This window comes from Bradyrhizobium sp. CCBAU 11386 (assembly GCF_028128955.1).
Taxonomy (GTDB): Bacteria; Pseudomonadota; Alphaproteobacteria; order Rhizobiales; family Xanthobacteraceae; genus Bradyrhizobium.
Map to the genome: position 1 here is coordinate 86,155 of NZ_LBKA01000245.1, position 17,266 is coordinate 103,420.

Here is a 17,266-nt window from a genome sequence, read left to right on the forward strand (position 1 = left end):
CGTCCTGGCCGGAATTTCCGCCGGGCGGGCCCATCCGAAGCATGCCGCAAACGCGCGAAGGCGGCCTTGTGATAGGCCGCCTTCGTTTAACCTTCTACTCACTTCGCAGTGAGCCACCGTTCACAAATCCGCGCTTACGCCGCGAGCTTGCGCAGCACGTAGTGCAGGATGCCGCCGTTCCGGTAGTAGTCGAGCTCGTCCAGCGTATCGATGCGGCAGAGCAGCGAAACGCGCTGCAACGAACCGTCGCCGGAGACGATCTCCGCGGTCAGCTTCTGACGCGGCTTCAGATCGCCGACGAGACCACGCAGCGTGACCTTCTCGTCGCCCTTCAGGCCGAGCGACGACCAGGAGGTGCCGTCCTCGAAGGTCAGCGGCAGCACGCCCATACCGACGAGGTTGGAGCGATGGATGCGCTCGAAGCTCTGGCAGATCACCGCGCGCACGCCGAGCAGACGCGTGCCCTTCGCAGCCCAGTCGCGCGAGGAGCCGTTGCCGTATTCGGCGCCGGCGAACACCACCAGCGGCACTTGCTCCTGCTGGTACTTCATCGCGGCGTCGTAGATCGACATCTGCTCGCCGTCGGGCCAGTGCTTGGTGAGGCCGCCTTCCGGGATGTTGCCGTCGGCGCCCTTGAGCATGAAGTTCTTGATGCGGATGTTGGCGAAGGTGCCGCGCATCATCACTTCGTGGTTGCCGCGCCGCGTGCCGTACTGGTTGAAGTCGGCGGGACGCACCTGATGCTCGCTGAGATACTTGCCCGCGGGCGAGGTGAGCTTGATCGAACCGGCCGGCGAGATGTGGTCGGTGGTGATCTTGTCGCCGAACATGGCGAGGATGCGCGCCTCGACGATGTCGGTGACCGGCTCCGGCTCCTTCTTCATGCCGTCGAAATAGGGCGGGTTCTGCACGTAGGTCGAGCTCATGTTCCAGCGATAGGTCTCGCTCTCGACCGTCTTGATCTTGCGCCAGTTGGTGTCGCCCTTGAACACGTCGGCGTACTTCTTCTTGAAGATCGACGCGGTCACGAACTTCTTCATGAAGGCGTTGATCTCCTTCGACGTCGGCCAGATGTCCTTGAGGTACACCGGCTTGCCGTCCTTGCCTTCGCCGAGCGGCTCGACGGCGAGGTTCTTGGTCACACTGCCGGCGAGCGCGTGGGCGACGACCAGCGGCGGCGAAGCCAGATAGTTCGCCTGCACGTCCGGCGAGACTCGGCCTTCGAAGTTGCGGTTACCGGAGAGCACGGCCGCCGCGACGATGCCATTGTCGTTGATCGACTTCGAGATCTCCTCCGGCAGCGGACCGGAATTGCCGATGCAGGTGGTGCAGCCGAAGCCGACCAGGTTGAAGCCGACCTTGTCGAGATCGGTCTGGAGACCGGAATCGGCGAGATAGCCCGCGACCACCTGGCTGCCCGGGGCGAGCGAGGTCTTCACCCACGGCTTGGCCTTCAGGCCCTTTGCGGCGGCGTTGCGCGCCAGGAGGCCGGCGCCGATCAAGACGCTCGGGTTCGAGGTGTTGGTGCAGGAGGTGATGGCGGCGATCACGACGTCGCCGTGGCCGAGATCGAAGTTCTTGCCTTCGACGGCAAAGCGCTTCGTCGGCTCTTCGGCCTTCTTGTACTCATTGGCGAGCGCGACCGAGAAGCCTTCCGCGACCGACGGCAGCGCGATGCGGCCTTCGGGACGCTTCGGACCGGCCATCGACGGCACGACGTCGGCGAGGTCGAGCGTCAGCGTTTCCGTGAACACCGGATCGGCCGACTTGGCGGTGCGGAACAGGCCCTGCGCCTTGGCATAGGCCTGCACCAGCGCAACGCGCGGTGCGGCGCGGCCGGAGGTCTTGAGGTAGTCGATCGCGGCGGCGTCGACCGGGAAGAAGCCGCAGGTCGCGCCGTATTCCGGCGCCATGTTGGCGATGGTCGCCTTGTCGGCGACGGAGAGATTGTCGAGGCCGGGGCCGAAGAACTCGACGAACTTGCCGACCACACCGAGCTTGCGCAGCATCTGCGTCACGGTCAGCACGAGGTCGGTCGCGGTGACGCCTTCCTTCATCGCGCCCTTCAGCTTGAAGCCGACGACGTTGGGCAGCAGCATCGACAGCGGCTGGCCGAGCATGCAGGCTTCCGCCTCGATGCCGCCGACGCCCCAGCCGAGCACGGCGAGACCGTTGACCATGGTGGTGTGGGAGTCGGTGCCGACCAGCGAGTCGGGATAGGCGACCTCGAAGGTGCCGGTCTTCTTGCCGACCGTCATCTTCTCCTTCTTGGTCCAGACCGTCTGGGAGAGATATTCGAGATTGACCTGGTGGCAGATGCCGGTGCCGGGCGGCACGACGGAGAAGTTCGAGAACGCTTTCTGGCCCCACTTCAGGAACTCGTAGCGCTCCTGGTTCTGCTTGTATTCCTCGGCGACGTTCTTGCCGAAGGCCTTGTTGTCACCGAAGAAGTTCACGATCACGGAGTGGTCGATGACGAGGTCGACCGGCACCAGCGGGTTGATCTTCTCGGCATCGCCGCCGAGCTTCTGCATCGCGTTGCGCATTGCGGCGAGATCGACCACCGCGGGCACGCCGGTGAAGTCCTGCATCAGGACGCGCGCCGGGCGGAACGCGATCTCGTGCTCCAGCGACTTCTTGCGCAGCCATTTGGACACCGCGACGATGTCCGCCTTCTTGACCGAGCGGCCGTCCTCATTGCGCAGGAGGTTCTCGAGCAGGACCTTCATCGAATAGGGGAGTTTCGAAATTCCCTTCAGACCATTCTTCTCGGCCGTGGGCAGGCTGTAATAGACATAGGTCTTGGCGCCGACCTTGAGGGTCTTTTTGCATTTGAAGCTGTCGAGCGAGGTCATGTAGGAAATCCCAATTGTTAGTTATACCCGGCAAGGGGTATTTTAACACCGTCAGCGAGTCCGGCTGGGTCGCTTGCAGGGGCAGGTTGAGTTGCTGCATCAAGTAGTTCCGGGCTTATAGAAGCTTTCTAACCGCGCCGCCACAGCCACAAACGTGCCGCAGCAATTCGCGAGCCAAAAATTCCCATGCGCTACCCCAAGTTTTCCTGAGGCCTGGTTTGAACGGGTTGATACGAGGCAAGATGCAGCTTTCCGGACGTGGGGTGATCTGTGTGCGGGGTGGCCGCGAGGTGTTTGCCGGACTCGATTTCGAGGCCGTCTCCGGCGAGGCCGTGGCGGTCGTCGGCCGCAACGGCTCGGGCAAGACCTCGCTGCTGCGGCTGATTGCGGGCCTGCTCATTCCGGCCGGCGGGACAATCGCGCTCGATGGCGGCGATGCCGAGCTGACATTGCCTGAGCAATGCCACTATCTGGGCCATCGCGACGCCCTGAAGCCGGCGCTGAGCGTGGCGGAAAATCTGTCATTCTGGGCCGATTTTCTGGGCGGCGAGCGTTCCGACGCCCACGAGAGCCTCGCCACGGTCGGGCTCGACCACGCCACCCACCTGCCGGCCGCTTTCCTGTCGGCCGGCCAGCGCCGCCGGCTCTCGCTGGCCCGGCTGCTGACGGTGCGCCGCCCGGTCTGGCTGCTGGACGAGCCGACCACGGCGCTGGACGTGGCCGGCCAGGACATGTTCGGCGGCCTGATGCGCGACCATCTCGCCCGCGGCGGCCTGATCATCGCCGCGACCCACATGGCGCTGGGGATCGATTCGCGGGAGCTGCGGATCGGGAGTGCCACATGAGGCAGCCCGACCCTCAGTTTTCCAAGCGGCCGGACTCCGCCCTCTCCGTTCCCTCCCCCCTTGCGGGAGGCCCCCCATGACCGCCCTGTCCGCCCTCATCCGCCGGGACGTCCGGATCGCGCTCCGCGTCGGCGGCGGGGCGCTGATCGGCGTGCTGTTCTTCCTGACCGTGGTGGTGCTGATGCCGTTCGCGGTGGGGCCGGACCTGGCGCTGCTGTCGCGGCTGGGGCCGGCCATTCTCTGGCTCGGCGCGCTGCTGGCGAGCCTGCTGACGCTGGACCGGCTGTTCATGGCCGACCATGAGGACGGCTCGCTCGACCTGATCACCATGAGCCGGACGCCGCTGGAACTCGCCTGCGCGGCGAAAGCGCTGGCGCACTGGCTGGCGGCGGGCCTGCCGCTGATTGTCGCAACCCCCGTGCTGGGCCTCCTGCTCAACCTCGACATGGTCGCGACCGGCGCGGTGGCCCTGACGCTGCTGGCGGGCACGCCGGCCCTGACCTTTACCGGCATGATCGGCGCCGCGCTGGCGGTGACGCTGCATCGCGGCGGACTTTTGATGGCGGTTCTGGTGCTGCCGCTGTCGATCCCGGTGCTGATCTTCGGGGTTGCGGCCTCCCAGGCCGTGATCGTCGGTCCCATGTCGTTCGGCGCGCCGTTCTCGATCCTGTGCGCGCTGTCGCTGGTCAGCCTCGTGATCGGCCCCTTCGCGGCGGCGGCGAGCCTGCGGCACGGGCTCGACTGACCTTGACCCCGATCAACTTTCGCTGCCCGCTTTTATGCTGATTGCGTGAGTGCTGACCTGTGATTATCAGAATACCATGACGCTGATCGACCTCGCCAACCCGACACGGTTCCTCGCGCTGACGGCGCGGGTGTTGCCGTGGCTTGCGGCCGCGACCGTCATCCTGCTCGCGATCGGCCTCTATCAATCCGCTCTTGCGCCCGACGACTACCAGCAGGGCGCGACCGTGAAGATCATGTTCATCCACGTGCCCAATGCCTGGCTGTCGATGTTCGTCTGGGGCGTGATGAGCATCGCCTCGCTGGGCACGCTGGTGTGGCGGCATCCGCTCGCCGACGTCGCCGCGAAGGCGGCAGCTCCGATCGGCGCGGCCTTCACCTTCCTCGCACTGCTCACGGGCTCGCTGTGGGGCCGGCCGATGTGGGGCACCTATTGGGAATGGGACGCGCGACTGACCTCGGTGCTGATTCTCTTCCTGATGTATCTCGGCCTGATGGCGCTGTGGCGCGCGGTCGAGGATCCCTCGCGCGCGGCGCGCGCTGCCGCCGTGCTGACCCTGGTCGGCGCGATCAACCTGCCCATCATCAAGTTCTCGGTCGACTGGTGGAACACGCTGCACCAGCCCGCTTCCGTGATGCGCATGGGCGGCTCGTCGCTCGACAAATCGTTCCTGATTCCGCTGCTGGTGATGGCAATCGCGTTCACGCTGCTGTTCGTCACGCTGCACCTGGCTGCGATGCGCAACGAGATCCTGCGCCGCCGTGTCCGCTCGCTGCAAATGATGCAGGCGAGCCGCATCGCGTTTTCGAGCGAAATGGGCGCCGGTTCGCGTCACGACAACGCGTCGAAAGAAATTGGGGCCGCATGACGATGTCGCTCGGTCCCTATGCCTCCTTCATCGTGACGTCCTATGCCGCGGCCGCCCTCGTGGTCGTGATCCTGATCGGCTGGATCGTGCTCGACTATCGCAGCCAGACCCGGCGCCTGCGCGAGCTCGACCGCAGCGGTATCACCCGCCGCTCGGGCCGCAGCGCGATGGATCGGCCATGAGCGATCACACGACCTCCGCGAGCCCGCAGCGCCGGACCTTCCTGATGGTGCTGCCGCTGATCGCCTTCATTGGGTTGGCGCTGCTGTTCTGGTTCCGGCTCGGCAGCGGCGATCCCTCGCGGATTCCCTCTGCGCTGATCGGACGGCCGGCGCCGCAAACGATGCTGCCGCCGCTCGAGGGCTTGCAGGCTGACAACGTCCAGGTGCCGGGTCTCGATCCCTCCGCGTTCAAGGGCAAGGTCAGCCTCGTCAACGTCTGGGCCTCCTGGTGCGTGCCGTGCCACGACGAGGCGCCGCTCCTGACCGAGTTCGCCAAGGACAAACGCTTCCAGCTCGTCGGCATCAACTACAAGGACGCATCCGACAATGCGCGGCGCTTCCTCGGCCGCTACGGCAACCCGTTCGGCCGCGTCGGCGTGGATGCCAACGGCCGCGCCTCGATCGAATGGGGCGTCTATGGCGTGCCCGAGACCTTCGTCGTCGGCCGTGAGGGCACCATCGTCTTCAAGCTGGTCGGCCCGATCACGCCAGACAATTTGCGGAGCGTGCTGCTGCCGCAGATGGAGAAGGCGTTGAAGGCGGGGTCTTAGTACGGGTCTCGTGCCCCGGACGCTGCGCAGCGCTTCTTCAGCGATGCGCTGCTGAGCCGGGGCCCAGGTCTCCACAACGGCACTCTTGGGAAAAGTCTGGGTCCCGGCTCGCGCTTCGCGCGTCCGGGACACGAGAATTACCCCTTCCTCACGTCCCCCGCTTCCGCCTCGCTCGTTTCCAGCGAGACCGGATCGAGGTGGTAGCGCTTGGTCAGCGGCATCTGGGCGATGGCGAAGATCATGGTCAGCGGCGTCACGCCGAACACCTTGAAGTTCACCCAGAAATCCGTGCTCTGGGTGCGCCAAACGATCTCGTTCAGCACCGCCATGCCGGCGAAGAACAGCGCCCAGCGCAGCGTCAGGATGCGCCAGCCCTGCGGGGTCAGGTTGAACATCTGGTCGAACATCACGGCGATGAAGGAGCGGCCGAACAAGAGTCCGCCGCCGAGGATGGCGGCGAACAGGCTGTAGATGATGGTCGGCTTGACCTTGATGAAGGTCTCGTCGTGCAGCACCAGGGTGAGCGTGCCGAACACCAGCACGATCACGCCCGTCACGATCGCCATGATCGGGATATGGCGCGTCACCACATAGGAGGCGATCATCGCCGCGACGATCGCGACCATGAAGGCGCCGGTCGCGGCGAACAGGTTGAACTTCGCATTCACGAAGAAGAAGACGAGCAGCGGACCGAGTTCGGTCGCAAGCTTGAACAGCGGATGCGGCTGGGTCTTGTCCATTCTCTAGCTTTCGATTCCGGCGATCGCACGGGCGAAGTCGCGCGCGGTGAAGGGCGCGAGATCGTCGACGCCTTCGCCGACGCCGATGAAGTGCACCGGCAATTTGAATTTCTCCGCGAGCGCCACCAGGATGCCGCCGCGGGCGGTGCCGTCGAGCTTGGTCATCACGAGGCCGGTGACCCCGGCGGTGCGATGGAAGGCCTCGACCTGCGACAGCGCGTTCTGGCCGACGGTGGCGTCGAGCACAAGCAGCACCGCATGCGGCGCGGTCGCGTCCACCTTGCGGATGACGCGCACGACCTTTTCGAGCTCGTTCATCAGCTCGGCCTTGTTCTGAAGCCGCCCGGCGGTGTCGATCAGGAGCACGTCGATGTTCTGCTCCTTCGCCGCCGTCAGCGCGTTGAAGGCGAGGCTCGCCGAATCGGAGCCTTGCGCCCCCGCAATGACCGGCGTCCTGGTGCGCTCGCCCCAGACCTTGAGCTGCTCGATGGCTGCCGCGCGAAACGTGTCGCCGGCGGCGAGCATCACCCTGCGGCCTTCGGAGGCAAATTTCTGCGAGAGCTTGCCGATGGTGGTGGTCTTGCCGGAGCCGTTGACGCCGACCACGAGAATGACGAACGGCTTCTTGGCCGAATCGATCTCGAGCGGCTTTGCCACCGGCGACAGCACCTTCTCGACCTCGGTCGCAACGACGTCCTTGACCTCGTCCGCCGAGATCGCCTTGTCGTAGCGCCCCGTGCCGACGGCGTCCGCGATGCGCACCGCAACCTGCGTGCCGAGATCGGCGCGCAAGAGCACGTCCTCGATGTCGTCGAGCATGGCGCGGTCGAGCTTGCGCTTGGTGACGAGGTCGGCGACCGCGGTCCCGAGCGAGGACGAGGTGCGCTTCAGCCCGTTGGACAGGCGGCGCCACCAGCTCAGCTTGGGTGTCTCGGGGGTGGTATCGTTCATGATGGCGGTGTGTTAGCCGTTCCGGCTCCCAAACGAAAGTCTTGACCGAAAGTCCTGCAATTGCTCGATGTTCCCGAATTGACCGCTGACGAAATCCTGGCGCGCGTGCTCCATCGCGACGGACTGATGCTGGTCATCGACAAGCCGGCCGGCCTGCCGGTGCATCGCGGCCCCAAGGGCGGCGCCAATCTGGAGGCATCTTTCGACGCGCTCCGTTTCGGCCTGCCGCGGCCGCCGGTGCTGGCCCACCGGCTGGACAAGGACACCTCCGGCTGCCTCGTGCTCGGCCGCCATCGGAAAGCCACAGCCTCGCTTGGCCTGCTGTTCAAGCACGGCAAGATCGGCAAGACCTACTGGACCGTGGTCGAGGGCGGACCTGGCGAGGACGAAGGCACCATCGATATGCCGCTCGGCCGGCTCAATGCCGAGCGCGGCTGGTGGCAGAAGCCCGATCCCGAGGGGCAGAAAGCCATCACCAACTGGAAGGTGATGGGCCGGGGACATGGCCTGACCTGGCTCGCCATGGAACCGGTGACCGGGCGGACCCACCAATTGCGGGTGCATTCGGCCGCGACCGGCTGGCCGATCTTCGGCGATAACATTTACGGCAACGGCCCCCGCTTCGGCGAACCGCGCCTGCACCTGCATTCCCGCGAGATCGTGGTGCCGATTTCCCGGAACAAGGAGCCGATCCGCGTGGTGGCCCCGGCCCCGCCCCACATGCACGAGCGGCTCAGGGCTTGCGGGTGGAATGGGGAATAACCCTGCCGGTCCCTCATGGTGAGGAGGCCGTCGCGCGATGGTTTACGAAACGTTCAGGGCTCGCCTCTAATGATAGCGGTTGCTTAGAACAAGCTTCCGTCAATCCGCTCAGGACGAGCCGCGCGTCATGTCCAAGGCCGAGCTATCGATCATCGACGAGGTCGAATCCGCACTTCGGATTGGCTCGGCGGAAAAGGGCCTGGAGACGGCCCGCCGCGTCACCGACCTGTTCCTGTCCTCCGCCGGCAGTTTTGACGACGAGCAGATCGCGCTGTTCGACGAGGTGCTCGAGCGCCTGATCGGTACCATCGAGCTGCGCGCCATCGCCGACATGGGCGCGCGCGTCGCGCTGGCCGAGATCAGCGCGCAGCTCGCGCCGATCGCGCAGGCGCCGCCCTCGGTCATCCGCCGCCTCGCCAACAATGACGAGATCCGCATCGCCGGTCCCGTGCTCCAGGAATCCGCGCGCCTCGACGAGGACGAGCTGGTCAGGATCGCATCATCCAAAGGCGAGCCGCATCTGCTCGCGGTCGCCGGGCGCTGGTGGCTGAAGGAGATCGTCACCGACGCGCTGCTGGCGCGCCGCTATCCCAGCGTCAGCCGGCGGCTCGCCGCCAACCCCGGCGCGCGCGTTTCCGGAGGCGGATTCGCCATCATCGTCGGCCAGGCCGAAAGCGATCCGGAGCTCGCCGTCAGCGTCGGTGTCCGTGTCGACCTGCCATCGGAGCTGCGCCGCCAGTTGCTGCGCTCGGCGAGCGATGCGGTTCGCACCCGCCTGTTATCGCGCGCGCCGCCGCATCTGTTCGAGGAAATCCAGAGCGCGATCGCCGCCGTCACCGCCGGCGTCGCGCGCGAGATGTCGGGTGTCCGCGATTTCGAAGGCGCCAAGCGCGCCATCGCAGGTCTCAAGGCATCCGGCCAGCTCAACGAGGCGACGCTGTTCGGTTTTGCCAAGCAGCGGCGCTATGAAGAAGCCGTCGCGGCGCTGGCGGCATTGTCGCAATCCACCGTCGAAGTGATTCGCCCGCTGATGCAGAGCCTGCGCGAGGACGGCCTGCTGGTGCCGTGCAAGGCGGCGCAGCTCAGCTGGGAAACCACCGCCGCCGTGCTCGAAAGCCGCTTCGCCACCGGCGCGATGAAGCCGGCCGACCTCGCAAGAGCGCAAAGCCATTTCGCCCGCATGACGCCGGAGAACGCGCGGCGGACGCTGCGGTTCTGGCAGGTGCGGGCGTCGTAGGTACTCGCTGCGCACCACACGCACCGGTGTCATCACCCGCGAAAGCGGGTGATCCAGTATTCCAGAAACGTTAGTGGGATACGGAGAAGCCGCGGCGTACTGGGTCGCCCGGTCAAGCCGGGCGACGACACTGGTTATGTGGTGAGCCGCTCGCCATCACTGCCGGCAATCCTCAGCGGCACGACACTACCCACGCGCGCGCCCGCAATCGCCACCGGCAGATAGTGCTCCGTGCGGCCCTGGCTGTCGCTCTCGATCAGCACATCGCGCGTTGCGCCAATTTCGGCTTGCAGCCGCTGACGCAATGCTGCCTCACCAGCCGCACGCAGCAGCCTCGCACGTTCCTTGATCTCAGGCCCCGCAACCTGCGGCATCCGCGCGGCGGGCGTGCCGGGGCGCGGGGAATAGGGGAAGACGTGCAGGAACGTCAGGCCGCATTCCCTGACCAGATCGAGCGAGCGCGAAAACATCGCCTCGGTCTCGGTCGGAAAGCCCGCGATGATGTCGGCGCCGAAGGCGATGTCCGGGCGCAGGCGCCGCACCTGGTCGCAGAAGGCAATCGCATCGCCCCGCAAATGCCGCCGCTTCATGCGCTTCAAAATCATGTCGTCGCCGGATTGCAGCGACAGGTGCAGATGCGGCATCAGGCGGGAATCGTCGGCGATGGCATCCAACAGATCGGCATCCGCCTCGATCGAATCGATCGAGGAGATGCGCAGGCGCTTCAGCTCGGGCACATGGCGCAGGATCTGCTTCGTCAGCATGCCCAGCTTCGGAGCACCCGGCAGATCGGCGCCATAGCTGGTGAGATCGACACCGGTCAGCACGATCTCGGCGTGACCACGTTCCGCCAGCGCCCGCACCTGCTCGACCACGGCGCCCATCGGCACCGAGCGCGAATTGCCGCGTCCGAACGGGATGATGCAGAAGGTGCAGCGGTGGTCGCAGCCGTTCTGCACCTGCACGAACACGCGCGGCAGGCCGCCCGCGAAGCCGTCGAGGAGATGTGGCGCCATCTCCTTCACCGCCATGATGTCGCCAACGGCGATCTTCTCGCTGGCACCGATGTCGAAGGCGGCGCGCGTATCGCGCCAGGCATCGCTGCGCATCTTGTCGTCATTGCCGACGACGCGGTCGACCTCCGCCATATCGGCGAACATCCGGCTTTGCGTCTGCGCAGCGCAGCCGGTGACGACGATGCGCGCCCCTGGCCGCTCGCGCTTCAGCTTGCGGATCGACTGCCGCGCCTGCGCCACCGCCTCGTTGGTGACGGCGCAGCTGTTGATGACGATGGTGTCGGAGAGCCCCGCGCCTTCGGCCTTACGGCGGATCACCTCGGCCTCGAAGGCGTTGAGGCGGCAGCCGAAGGTGACGATCTCGACGGACATCAGCCGACCGGCGCGAACAGCGCCGGGTCGAAATTGCCCTCATATTCGAAGGTCGCGGTGCCCGTCATCAGCACGTGATCGTCGCGCTCGCGCCATTCGATGCCGAGCTTGCCGCCGGGCAACGTGATCTCGACATTGCGCTCGGCGCGCTTCAGCCGCGCCGCGGCGGCGGCCGTGGCACAGGCCGCCGAGCCGCAGGCCTTGGTGAGCCCTGCCCCACGCTCCCAGGTGCGGATCGTGATGTGGTCGCGATCGACGACATGGGCGAGCGTGATGTTGGCGCGCTCGGGGAAGATCGGATGGTTTTCCAGCAGCGGACCAAAACGCTCGAGGTCATAGGCGTTGACGTCGTCGACCCAGAACACCGCGTGCGGATTGCCCATGCTCACCACCGAGGGCGAATGCAGGATCGGATTGTCGATCGGCCCGATCTGCAATTCGATGTAGCGGGTGTCGCGAAACTCCTCCGCCAGCGGAATGTCCTGCCAGCCGAACTTGGGCACGCCCATGTCGACGGTGTAGAGATCGGGCGTCGGGCCCTGCCAGCAATTGAGCAGGCCCGCCGCGGTCTCGAACGTCGCCGTGGCCTGCCCGGTCTTCTCGAAGATGCGCCGCACCACGCAGCGCATGCCGTTGCCGCAGGCGCCGGCTTCGGAGCCGTCATTGTTGTAGATGCGGATGAAGGCCTCGGTGCCGTCGAGCCGCGGCTTCTGAAGCACCATGAGCTGATCGTAGGGCACGCCGCCGTGCACGGATGCCACCGCGCGGGCATCGTCCGGCGTCACCGGCGAGGCGGAATCGCGCATGTCGACAACGACGATCTCGTTGCCGATGCCGTTCATCTTGGCAAATGCGTGGTTGGCCAGCGCGCTCATGAAAATTCCCGAATTTCGCCCGCCTTATATGGCGATCCTTGGCCGCTTGGCCAGTGTTTTGCCGCCGGGCGCCAGGTCGCCTGCCATGACGCATCTGTCATGGGACGAATTCGGCGCTCGCGTGTTAGAACGGCGTAGTTCGCGCGAACCGGAATGTGCGGCCGGGTTAAGGCCTTGGTGGGCAAGGTCTGGGGAGAATAAAATGAACACTTTTCGTCGTCTTGTTCTGGCCGCGCTGATCCCGGCAGCGGCCTTGTCACTTGGCCTGTCCGGCGCTCAGGCGCAAACCCCGAGCCCGGCGCCCGCTGCCTCGGCAAGTCCCTCGCCGGCCCCGTCGGTTTCGCCCGCTCCGGCTGCAAGTGCCTTGCCCGCCCCTGCGGCAACACCCTCGCCTGCGGCGAGCGCCTCACCCGCTCCTGCAGCATCGCCAGCAGCCAGCGCTTCGCCCAGCCCGGCCGCACCACCGCCCGCCGCGGCCGCCACCCCTGCCCCGGTCCAGACTGCCGATCCCTTCGGCCTCGAGACCACGCTCGAGTCCAGGAAGGTCGTGATGGTCAAGGGCACTGCCAATTGGGACTCGGCCTTCGACACGCTGGTCGACGCCTTCAAGGCGCTGAACACGCTCCTGGACAAGCAGGGCATCAAGCACGCCGGCAATTCGATGATCGTCTACACCTCGACCGACGACACCGGCTTCACCTTCCTCGCCGAGATCCCGGTCGATCAGGACCCGCAGAAACTGCCCAAGGACATGAGCATCGGCAAATCGCCGGAGGGCAAGGCGCTGAAATTCGTCCATCGCGGTTCCTACGACAACATGGACAACACCTATGAGGCGATCACCAATCACCTCGACGACAAGAGGCTGGAAGCCAAGGACACCTTTATCGAGGAGTACCTCACCGATCCCCTGAAGACGGCGGAGGACAAGCTCGTGATCAATGTTTTCGTGCCGCTGAAGTGAGATCGATGAAAAAGCCTGCCGTACTCGCCTCCGTCCTTGCCACCACGCTGCTGGCCGCGCCTGCGCGCGCCGACGATTTCCCCTCCGCGATCTCTGGTGAATGGCGAGGCCACCGTATCGGTGGCGCCCGATCTTGCGCAGATCGACGCGGGTGTCGCCAATGACGCCAAGACGGCGAAGGAAGCCTCCGACGCCAATAACGCCGCGATGGGCAAGGTGCTGCTGGCGCTGAAGGGTGCCGGGATCGCCGAGAAGGATTACCAGACCTCGCGGCTGTCGCTTCAGCCGCAATACAGCCAGAACAAATCCACCGGCGCCTCGCCCGTGGTCGGCTTCCGCGCCTCCAATCGCGTCACCGTCAAAATTCGCGACGTGACCAAGGTCGCCGGCATCATCGACACGCTGGTCGGCGCCGGCGCCAACGACATCGGCAACATCTCGTTCGAGGTGACGCAGGCGTCAAAGCTGCTCGACGACGCCCGCGAGCAGGCGGTGGCCGACGCACGCCGCAAGGCCGAGATCTACGCCAAGGCGACCGGCGTCACGCTGGGCACGCCGCTCAGCGTCTCCGAAGGCGGCGCGCCGGTGCCGTTGTTCAAGGCGCGAATGGCGACGGCACCGATGGCCGCACCCGCCGCCGTCGCGCCCGGCGAGGAGACGCTGTCGGTGACGGTGAATGTGAGCTGGGCGATCAAGCAGGGGCAGTAAGCCGCAAGGGGCATGCTGTTCACCACACCAACGGTGTCGTCCCGGCGAAGGCCGGGACCCATACCGCGTGATCTTTCGGTAGGCGCAGGTCGCCGTACCGCGGGAAGACTGAAAACTACGAGTCTTCGCCAAACTACTCCATGTGGTTATGGGTCCCGGCCTTCGCCGGGACGACAGCGGAGAGCGCGTCAAATCTCCACCACCTGCCCGGGCTTCATCGCGACGAACCGCTCCTGCGGAATCTTCGCGACATCCAGCGCCTCGACCAGCGCCTTGGCCGGCGCGTCGATCGCTTCATCCGTGAGCTGGAACGTGCCGTGATGATGCCCGAGCGCGTCCTGCGCGCCGCAATCGAGCAGCGCCTTCACCGCATCCTCCGGATTCATGTGCTGGTCGCGCATGAACCAGCGCGGCTCGTAGGCGCCGATCGGGAGGATCGCCAGACGTAACGGCCCGTGCTTCTCGGCGACACGGCGGAAATGTCTGCCGTCGCCATAGCCGGAATCGCAGACGACGTAGATTTTCCCGGCCGGCGTCTCCAATACAAAACTCGCCCACAGCGCCTTGTTGCGATCGAACAGGCCGCGCGCCGTCCAGTGCCGGGTCGGAACCAGATACACGGCGATGCCGCCGCCGAGCTCGACGCGATCGTGCCAGTCGAACGCCTCGGCCTTGATCGACGAGTCGGTGCTACGCATCGTGACGTCATTGCCGAGCGGCGTGACCACCCGCGGAGCAAAATTCTTGGCGAGCCGCGACAGTGTCGCGATGTCCAGGTGATCGTAGTGCCCGTGCGAGACCAGCACGACGTCAATCTTCGGCAGCTTCTCGAAGGCGATGCCGGGATCGTTGTGCCGCTTCGGTCCCGCCCAGGCGACCGGCGAGACCCGCATGGACCAGACGGGATCGACGAGGATGTTGAGGCCGCCGGTCTGGATCAGCCAGCTCGCATGTCCGACGAAGGAGAGCCGCACCTTGTCGCCGTCGACACGCTCCGGCGGCGTGTCGGCATGGGGGCTCGGAGCCCAATCCGGCCAGTCCGCGCGCTGCCGTTTGCCACTGAACTGCCAGCGCAGAACCTCACGCAACGATTTTGGCGGCGAGCCGTCCGGATCGAAGAAGTTCAGGCCATCGAAATGGTCGGAGACGGGGCCGTCATAGGTCTTCATGCGGGACATCCAGAGGAGGGGACACCGACCAGCGCAGCTGCTCCGGCAAGCAGTCCGAAAACGCGACGGCGGGTGACCGGCACGGGCGGGTTTCTAGGGATGGTGCGGACGGTAAGGCATCCCCGCCTATATGGGCGGGGCCAGAGAAAAAGGAACCCACCGCCGGAAAGGACGTGTTTTCAAGGCCTTGCCTTACCAAAGCGGCCCCGGCGCCCTAACTTTCCTTGACTTTTGGGCGGCAGCGGCGTTTAACCCCGCCACTTTCTCGGAAAGGCTTTCTTTTCGACCCGCCGACTGGCCCTGGAGGCCAGAGGTCAACGCCCGACAGCGCTGTGCGCCCTCGGGCGCAAAGGTGTTTGGTTTTCTGCTCCCTCGCCCCGCTCTTGCGGGGAGAGGTAAAGAAGGACAACGGCATTGTTCGACAGTCTGTCGGAACGGCTTGGCGGCATCCTCGATCGTCTGACGGGGCGCGGTGCGCTGACCGAAAAGGACGTCGACGCCGCGATGCGCGAGGTGCGCCGCGCGCTGCTGGAAGCCGACGTTGCGCTCGAAGTGGTGCGCAGCTTCACCGAGCGCGTCCGCGAGCAGGCGATCGGCGCCACCGTCGTCAAGTCGGTGACGCCCGGCCAGATGGTGGTCAAGATCGTCCATGACGAGCTGATCAACACGCTCGGCGCCGAAAGCCAGACCATCGACGTCAATTCCGTGCCGCCGGTGCCGATCATGATGGTCGGCCTGCAAGGCTCCGGTAAGACCACCACCACCGCGAAGCTCGCCCGCCGCCTGGTCCAGCGCGACAAGCGCAAGGTGCTGATGGCCTCGCTCGACGTCTACCGTCCGGCGGCGATGGAGCAACTCGCGGTGCTCGGCCGCGATCTCGACATTCCGACCCTGCCGATCGTGGCGGGACAGCAGCCGCCGCAGATTGCGAAGCGCGCGCTGGAAGCCGGCAAGCTCGGCGGCTACGACATCGTGCTGCTCGACACCGCCGGCCGCACCACGCTCGACGAAGAGATGATGGCGGAAGCGGCCGCGATCAAAGCCGCGGCCAATCCGCATGAAGTGCTGCTGGTCGCGGACAGTCTCACCGGCCAGGACGCGGTCAATCTTGCCCGCGCCTTCGACGAGCGCGTCGGCCTCACCGGCATCGTGCTGACCCGCGTGGACGGCGACGGCCGCGGCGGCGCCGCGCTGTCGATGCGCGCGGTCACCGGCAAGCCGATCAAGCTGATCGGCACCGGTGAAAAGACCGACGCGCTGGAAGATTTCCATCCTGATCGTATCGCCGGCCGCATCCTCGGCATGGGCGACGTGGTGTCGCTGGTCGAACGTGCCGCCGCCAACATCGACGCCGAAAAGGCCGCGCGCACCGCCGAGCGCATGCGCAAGGGTCAGTTCGACCTCAACGACATGCGCGAGCAGCTGTCGCAGATGGCCAATATGGGCGGCATCAGCGGCCTGATGGGCATGATGCCCGGCATCTCCAAGATGAAGAACCAGATCGCGGCCGCCGGGATCGACGACAAGATCCTGAAGCGCCAGGTCGCGATCATCGATTCCATGACGCGCGACGAGCGCCGTCATCCCGACCTGCTCAAGGCGAGCCGCAAGAAGCGCATCGCCGCCGGCAGTGGCCAGAGCGTCGAGCACGTCAACAAGCTGCTCAAGATGCACCGGAACATGGCCGACGTGATGAAGGCCATGGGTTCGGGCAAGCGCGGCCCGCTCGCCGGCATCGCCCAGGCCATGGGCTTTGGCGGCGGCATGAAGATGCCTTCGCCCGAAGAGATGAAGGCGATGCAGGAAAAGATGCAGGGTGGCGGCGGACAGGGCCTGCCCAACCTGCCGAAGGATCTGCCGCCCGGTCTTCGCTCAGGTTTACCGAATTTGCCGGGGCTTACGGGCCTCAGCGGCAAGCCGACCCTTCCGGGGCTCGGCGGTTTTCCCGGCAAGAAGAAATGAGGAATTCGTCGCACGGGATCGCAAACATCCCGCGCAACGCGGAATACCAATCAACCGAACAAACTGTACTTTGAAGGAGAACTCAATGTCCGTCGTTATCCGCCTCGCCCGCGCAGGCACCAAGAAGCGTCCCGTCTACCACGTCGTCGTCGCCGACTCGCGCTTTCCGCGCGATGGCCGCTTCATCGAGCGTCTCGGCTATTTCAACCCGCTGCTGCCGAAGGACAACGAGGCCCGCCTCAAGCTCGACATGGAAAAGGTGAAGGCCTGGGTCGCCAAGGGCGCGCAGCCGTCGGACCGCGTGTCGCGTTTCCTCGACGCCGCCGGCGTCAAGAAGCGCGAAGCCCGCAACAACCCGCAGAAGGCCGTGCCGCGCAAGGAGCGCAAGGCGCAGGCCGAAGCCGCCGCGAAGGGTTAAGGCCAGA

The 17,266-nt window shown here is 65.8% G+C and carries 16 protein-coding genes and 1 pseudogene; 11 read left to right on the top strand and 6 right to left on the bottom strand.

Going from position 1 to position 17,266, the window contains the following annotated elements:
- Positions 1-134: 134 nt before the first annotated feature.
- Positions 135-2,855, bottom strand: a complete 2,721-nt coding sequence (acnA, locus tag XI09_RS29260) for an aconitate hydratase AcnA (RefSeq protein WP_271569919.1) — start codon at positions 2,853-2,855, stop codon at positions 135-137.
- 242 nt (positions 2,856-3,097) lie between these two features.
- Here acnA and ccmA point away from each other — a divergent pair, with 242 nt between their 5' ends.
- The 5 genes from ccmA (at position 3,098) to XI09_RS29285 (ending at position 6,085) form a co-directional block, all read left to right on the top strand.
- A complete protein-coding gene (gene ccmA, locus XI09_RS29265) occupies positions 3,098-3,700 on the top strand; it encodes a heme ABC exporter ATP-binding protein CcmA (protein WP_271569920.1) in 603 nt (200 codons plus the stop codon).
- 76 nt (positions 3,701-3,776) lie between these two features.
- Positions 3,777-4,445: a heme exporter protein CcmB gene (gene ccmB / locus XI09_RS29270; RefSeq protein WP_027523533.1), complete on the top strand. Its 669-nt coding sequence runs from the start codon at positions 3,777-3,779 to the stop codon at positions 4,443-4,445.
- A 76-nt stretch (positions 4,446-4,521) separates the two neighbouring features.
- On the top strand, positions 4,522-5,313 hold the full coding sequence (locus XI09_RS29275; protein WP_271569921.1) for a heme ABC transporter permease: 792 nt from the start codon (positions 4,522-4,524) through the stop codon (positions 5,311-5,313).
- Entirely contained in the window at positions 5,310-5,495 is a 186-nt protein-coding gene (gene ccmD / locus XI09_RS29280; RefSeq protein WP_271569922.1) for a heme exporter protein CcmD, read from the top strand. Before XI09_RS29275 ends, ccmD begins: the two co-directional genes overlap by 4 nt.
- Entirely contained in the window at positions 5,492-6,085 is a 594-nt protein-coding gene (locus XI09_RS29285) for a DsbE family thiol:disulfide interchange protein (protein WP_271569923.1), read from the top strand. The genes ccmD and XI09_RS29285 overlap by 4 nt, the downstream gene beginning before the upstream one ends.
- 137 nt (positions 6,086-6,222) lie before the next feature.
- Here XI09_RS29285 and XI09_RS29290 read toward each other — a convergent pair whose 3' ends face one another.
- On the bottom strand, positions 6,223-6,825 hold the full coding sequence (locus XI09_RS29290) for a septation protein A (protein WP_271569924.1): 603 nt from the start codon (positions 6,823-6,825) through the stop codon (positions 6,223-6,225).
- 3 nt (positions 6,826-6,828) lie between these two features.
- Positions 6,829-7,776, bottom strand: a complete 948-nt coding sequence (ftsY, locus tag XI09_RS29295) for a signal recognition particle-docking protein FtsY (RefSeq protein WP_271569925.1) — start codon at positions 7,774-7,776, stop codon at positions 6,829-6,831.
- Between the two features lie 60 nt (positions 7,777-7,836).
- Between ftsY and XI09_RS29300 the strand changes: the two genes are divergently transcribed.
- Both XI09_RS29300 and XI09_RS29305 read left to right on the top strand, forming a co-directional pair.
- Complete coding sequence (locus XI09_RS29300) at positions 7,837-8,538, top strand: RluA family pseudouridine synthase (RefSeq protein WP_271569926.1); 702 nt, start codon at positions 7,837-7,839, stop codon at positions 8,536-8,538.
- Between the two features lie 127 nt (positions 8,539-8,665).
- A complete protein-coding gene (locus tag XI09_RS29305) occupies positions 8,666-9,775 on the top strand; it encodes a DUF2336 domain-containing protein (protein WP_271569927.1) in 1,110 nt (369 codons plus the stop codon).
- A 134-nt stretch (positions 9,776-9,909) separates the two neighbouring features.
- Here the strand turns inward: XI09_RS29305 and mtaB are convergent, their stop codons facing one another.
- Positions 9,910-11,163, bottom strand: coding sequence for a tRNA (N(6)-L-threonylcarbamoyladenosine(37)-C(2))-methylthiotransferase MtaB (mtaB, locus tag XI09_RS29310; RefSeq protein WP_271569928.1), 1,254 nt, complete (start codon positions 11,161-11,163; stop codon positions 9,910-9,912).
- Positions 11,163-12,038, bottom strand: a complete 876-nt coding sequence (dapF, locus tag XI09_RS29315; protein WP_271569929.1) for a diaminopimelate epimerase — start codon at positions 12,036-12,038, stop codon at positions 11,163-11,165. Before dapF ends, mtaB begins: the two co-directional genes overlap by 1 nt.
- 202 nt (positions 12,039-12,240) lie before the next feature.
- Between dapF and XI09_RS29320 the strand changes: the two genes are divergently transcribed.
- Together XI09_RS29320 and XI09_RS29325 are read left to right on the top strand one after the other, a co-directional pair.
- Positions 12,241-13,002 carry a GyrI-like domain-containing protein gene (locus XI09_RS29320; RefSeq protein WP_271569930.1) on the top strand — a complete coding sequence of 254 codons (762 nt, stop codon included), beginning with the start codon at positions 12,241-12,243 and terminating at the stop codon, positions 13,000-13,002.
- Between the two features lie 5 nt (positions 13,003-13,007).
- Positions 13,008-13,710: pseudogene (locus XI09_RS29325) on the top strand (SIMPL domain-containing protein).
- Between the two features lie 188 nt (positions 13,711-13,898).
- Here the strand turns inward: XI09_RS29325 and XI09_RS29330 are convergent.
- On the bottom strand, positions 13,899-14,879 hold the full coding sequence (locus XI09_RS29330; RefSeq protein ID WP_271569931.1) for an MBL fold metallo-hydrolase: 981 nt from the start codon (positions 14,877-14,879) through the stop codon (positions 13,899-13,901).
- Positions 14,880-15,293: 414 nt separating this feature from the next.
- Between XI09_RS29330 and ffh the strand changes: the two genes are divergently transcribed.
- A complete protein-coding gene (gene ffh / locus XI09_RS29335; RefSeq protein WP_271569932.1) occupies positions 15,294-16,841 on the top strand; it encodes a signal recognition particle protein in 1,548 nt (515 codons plus the stop codon).
- 85 nt (positions 16,842-16,926) lie between these two features.
- Positions 16,927-17,259, top strand: coding sequence for a 30S ribosomal protein S16 (gene rpsP, locus XI09_RS29340; protein WP_011083313.1), 333 nt, complete (start codon positions 16,927-16,929; stop codon positions 17,257-17,259).
- The last annotated feature ends 7 nt before the right edge of the window (positions 17,260-17,266 follow it).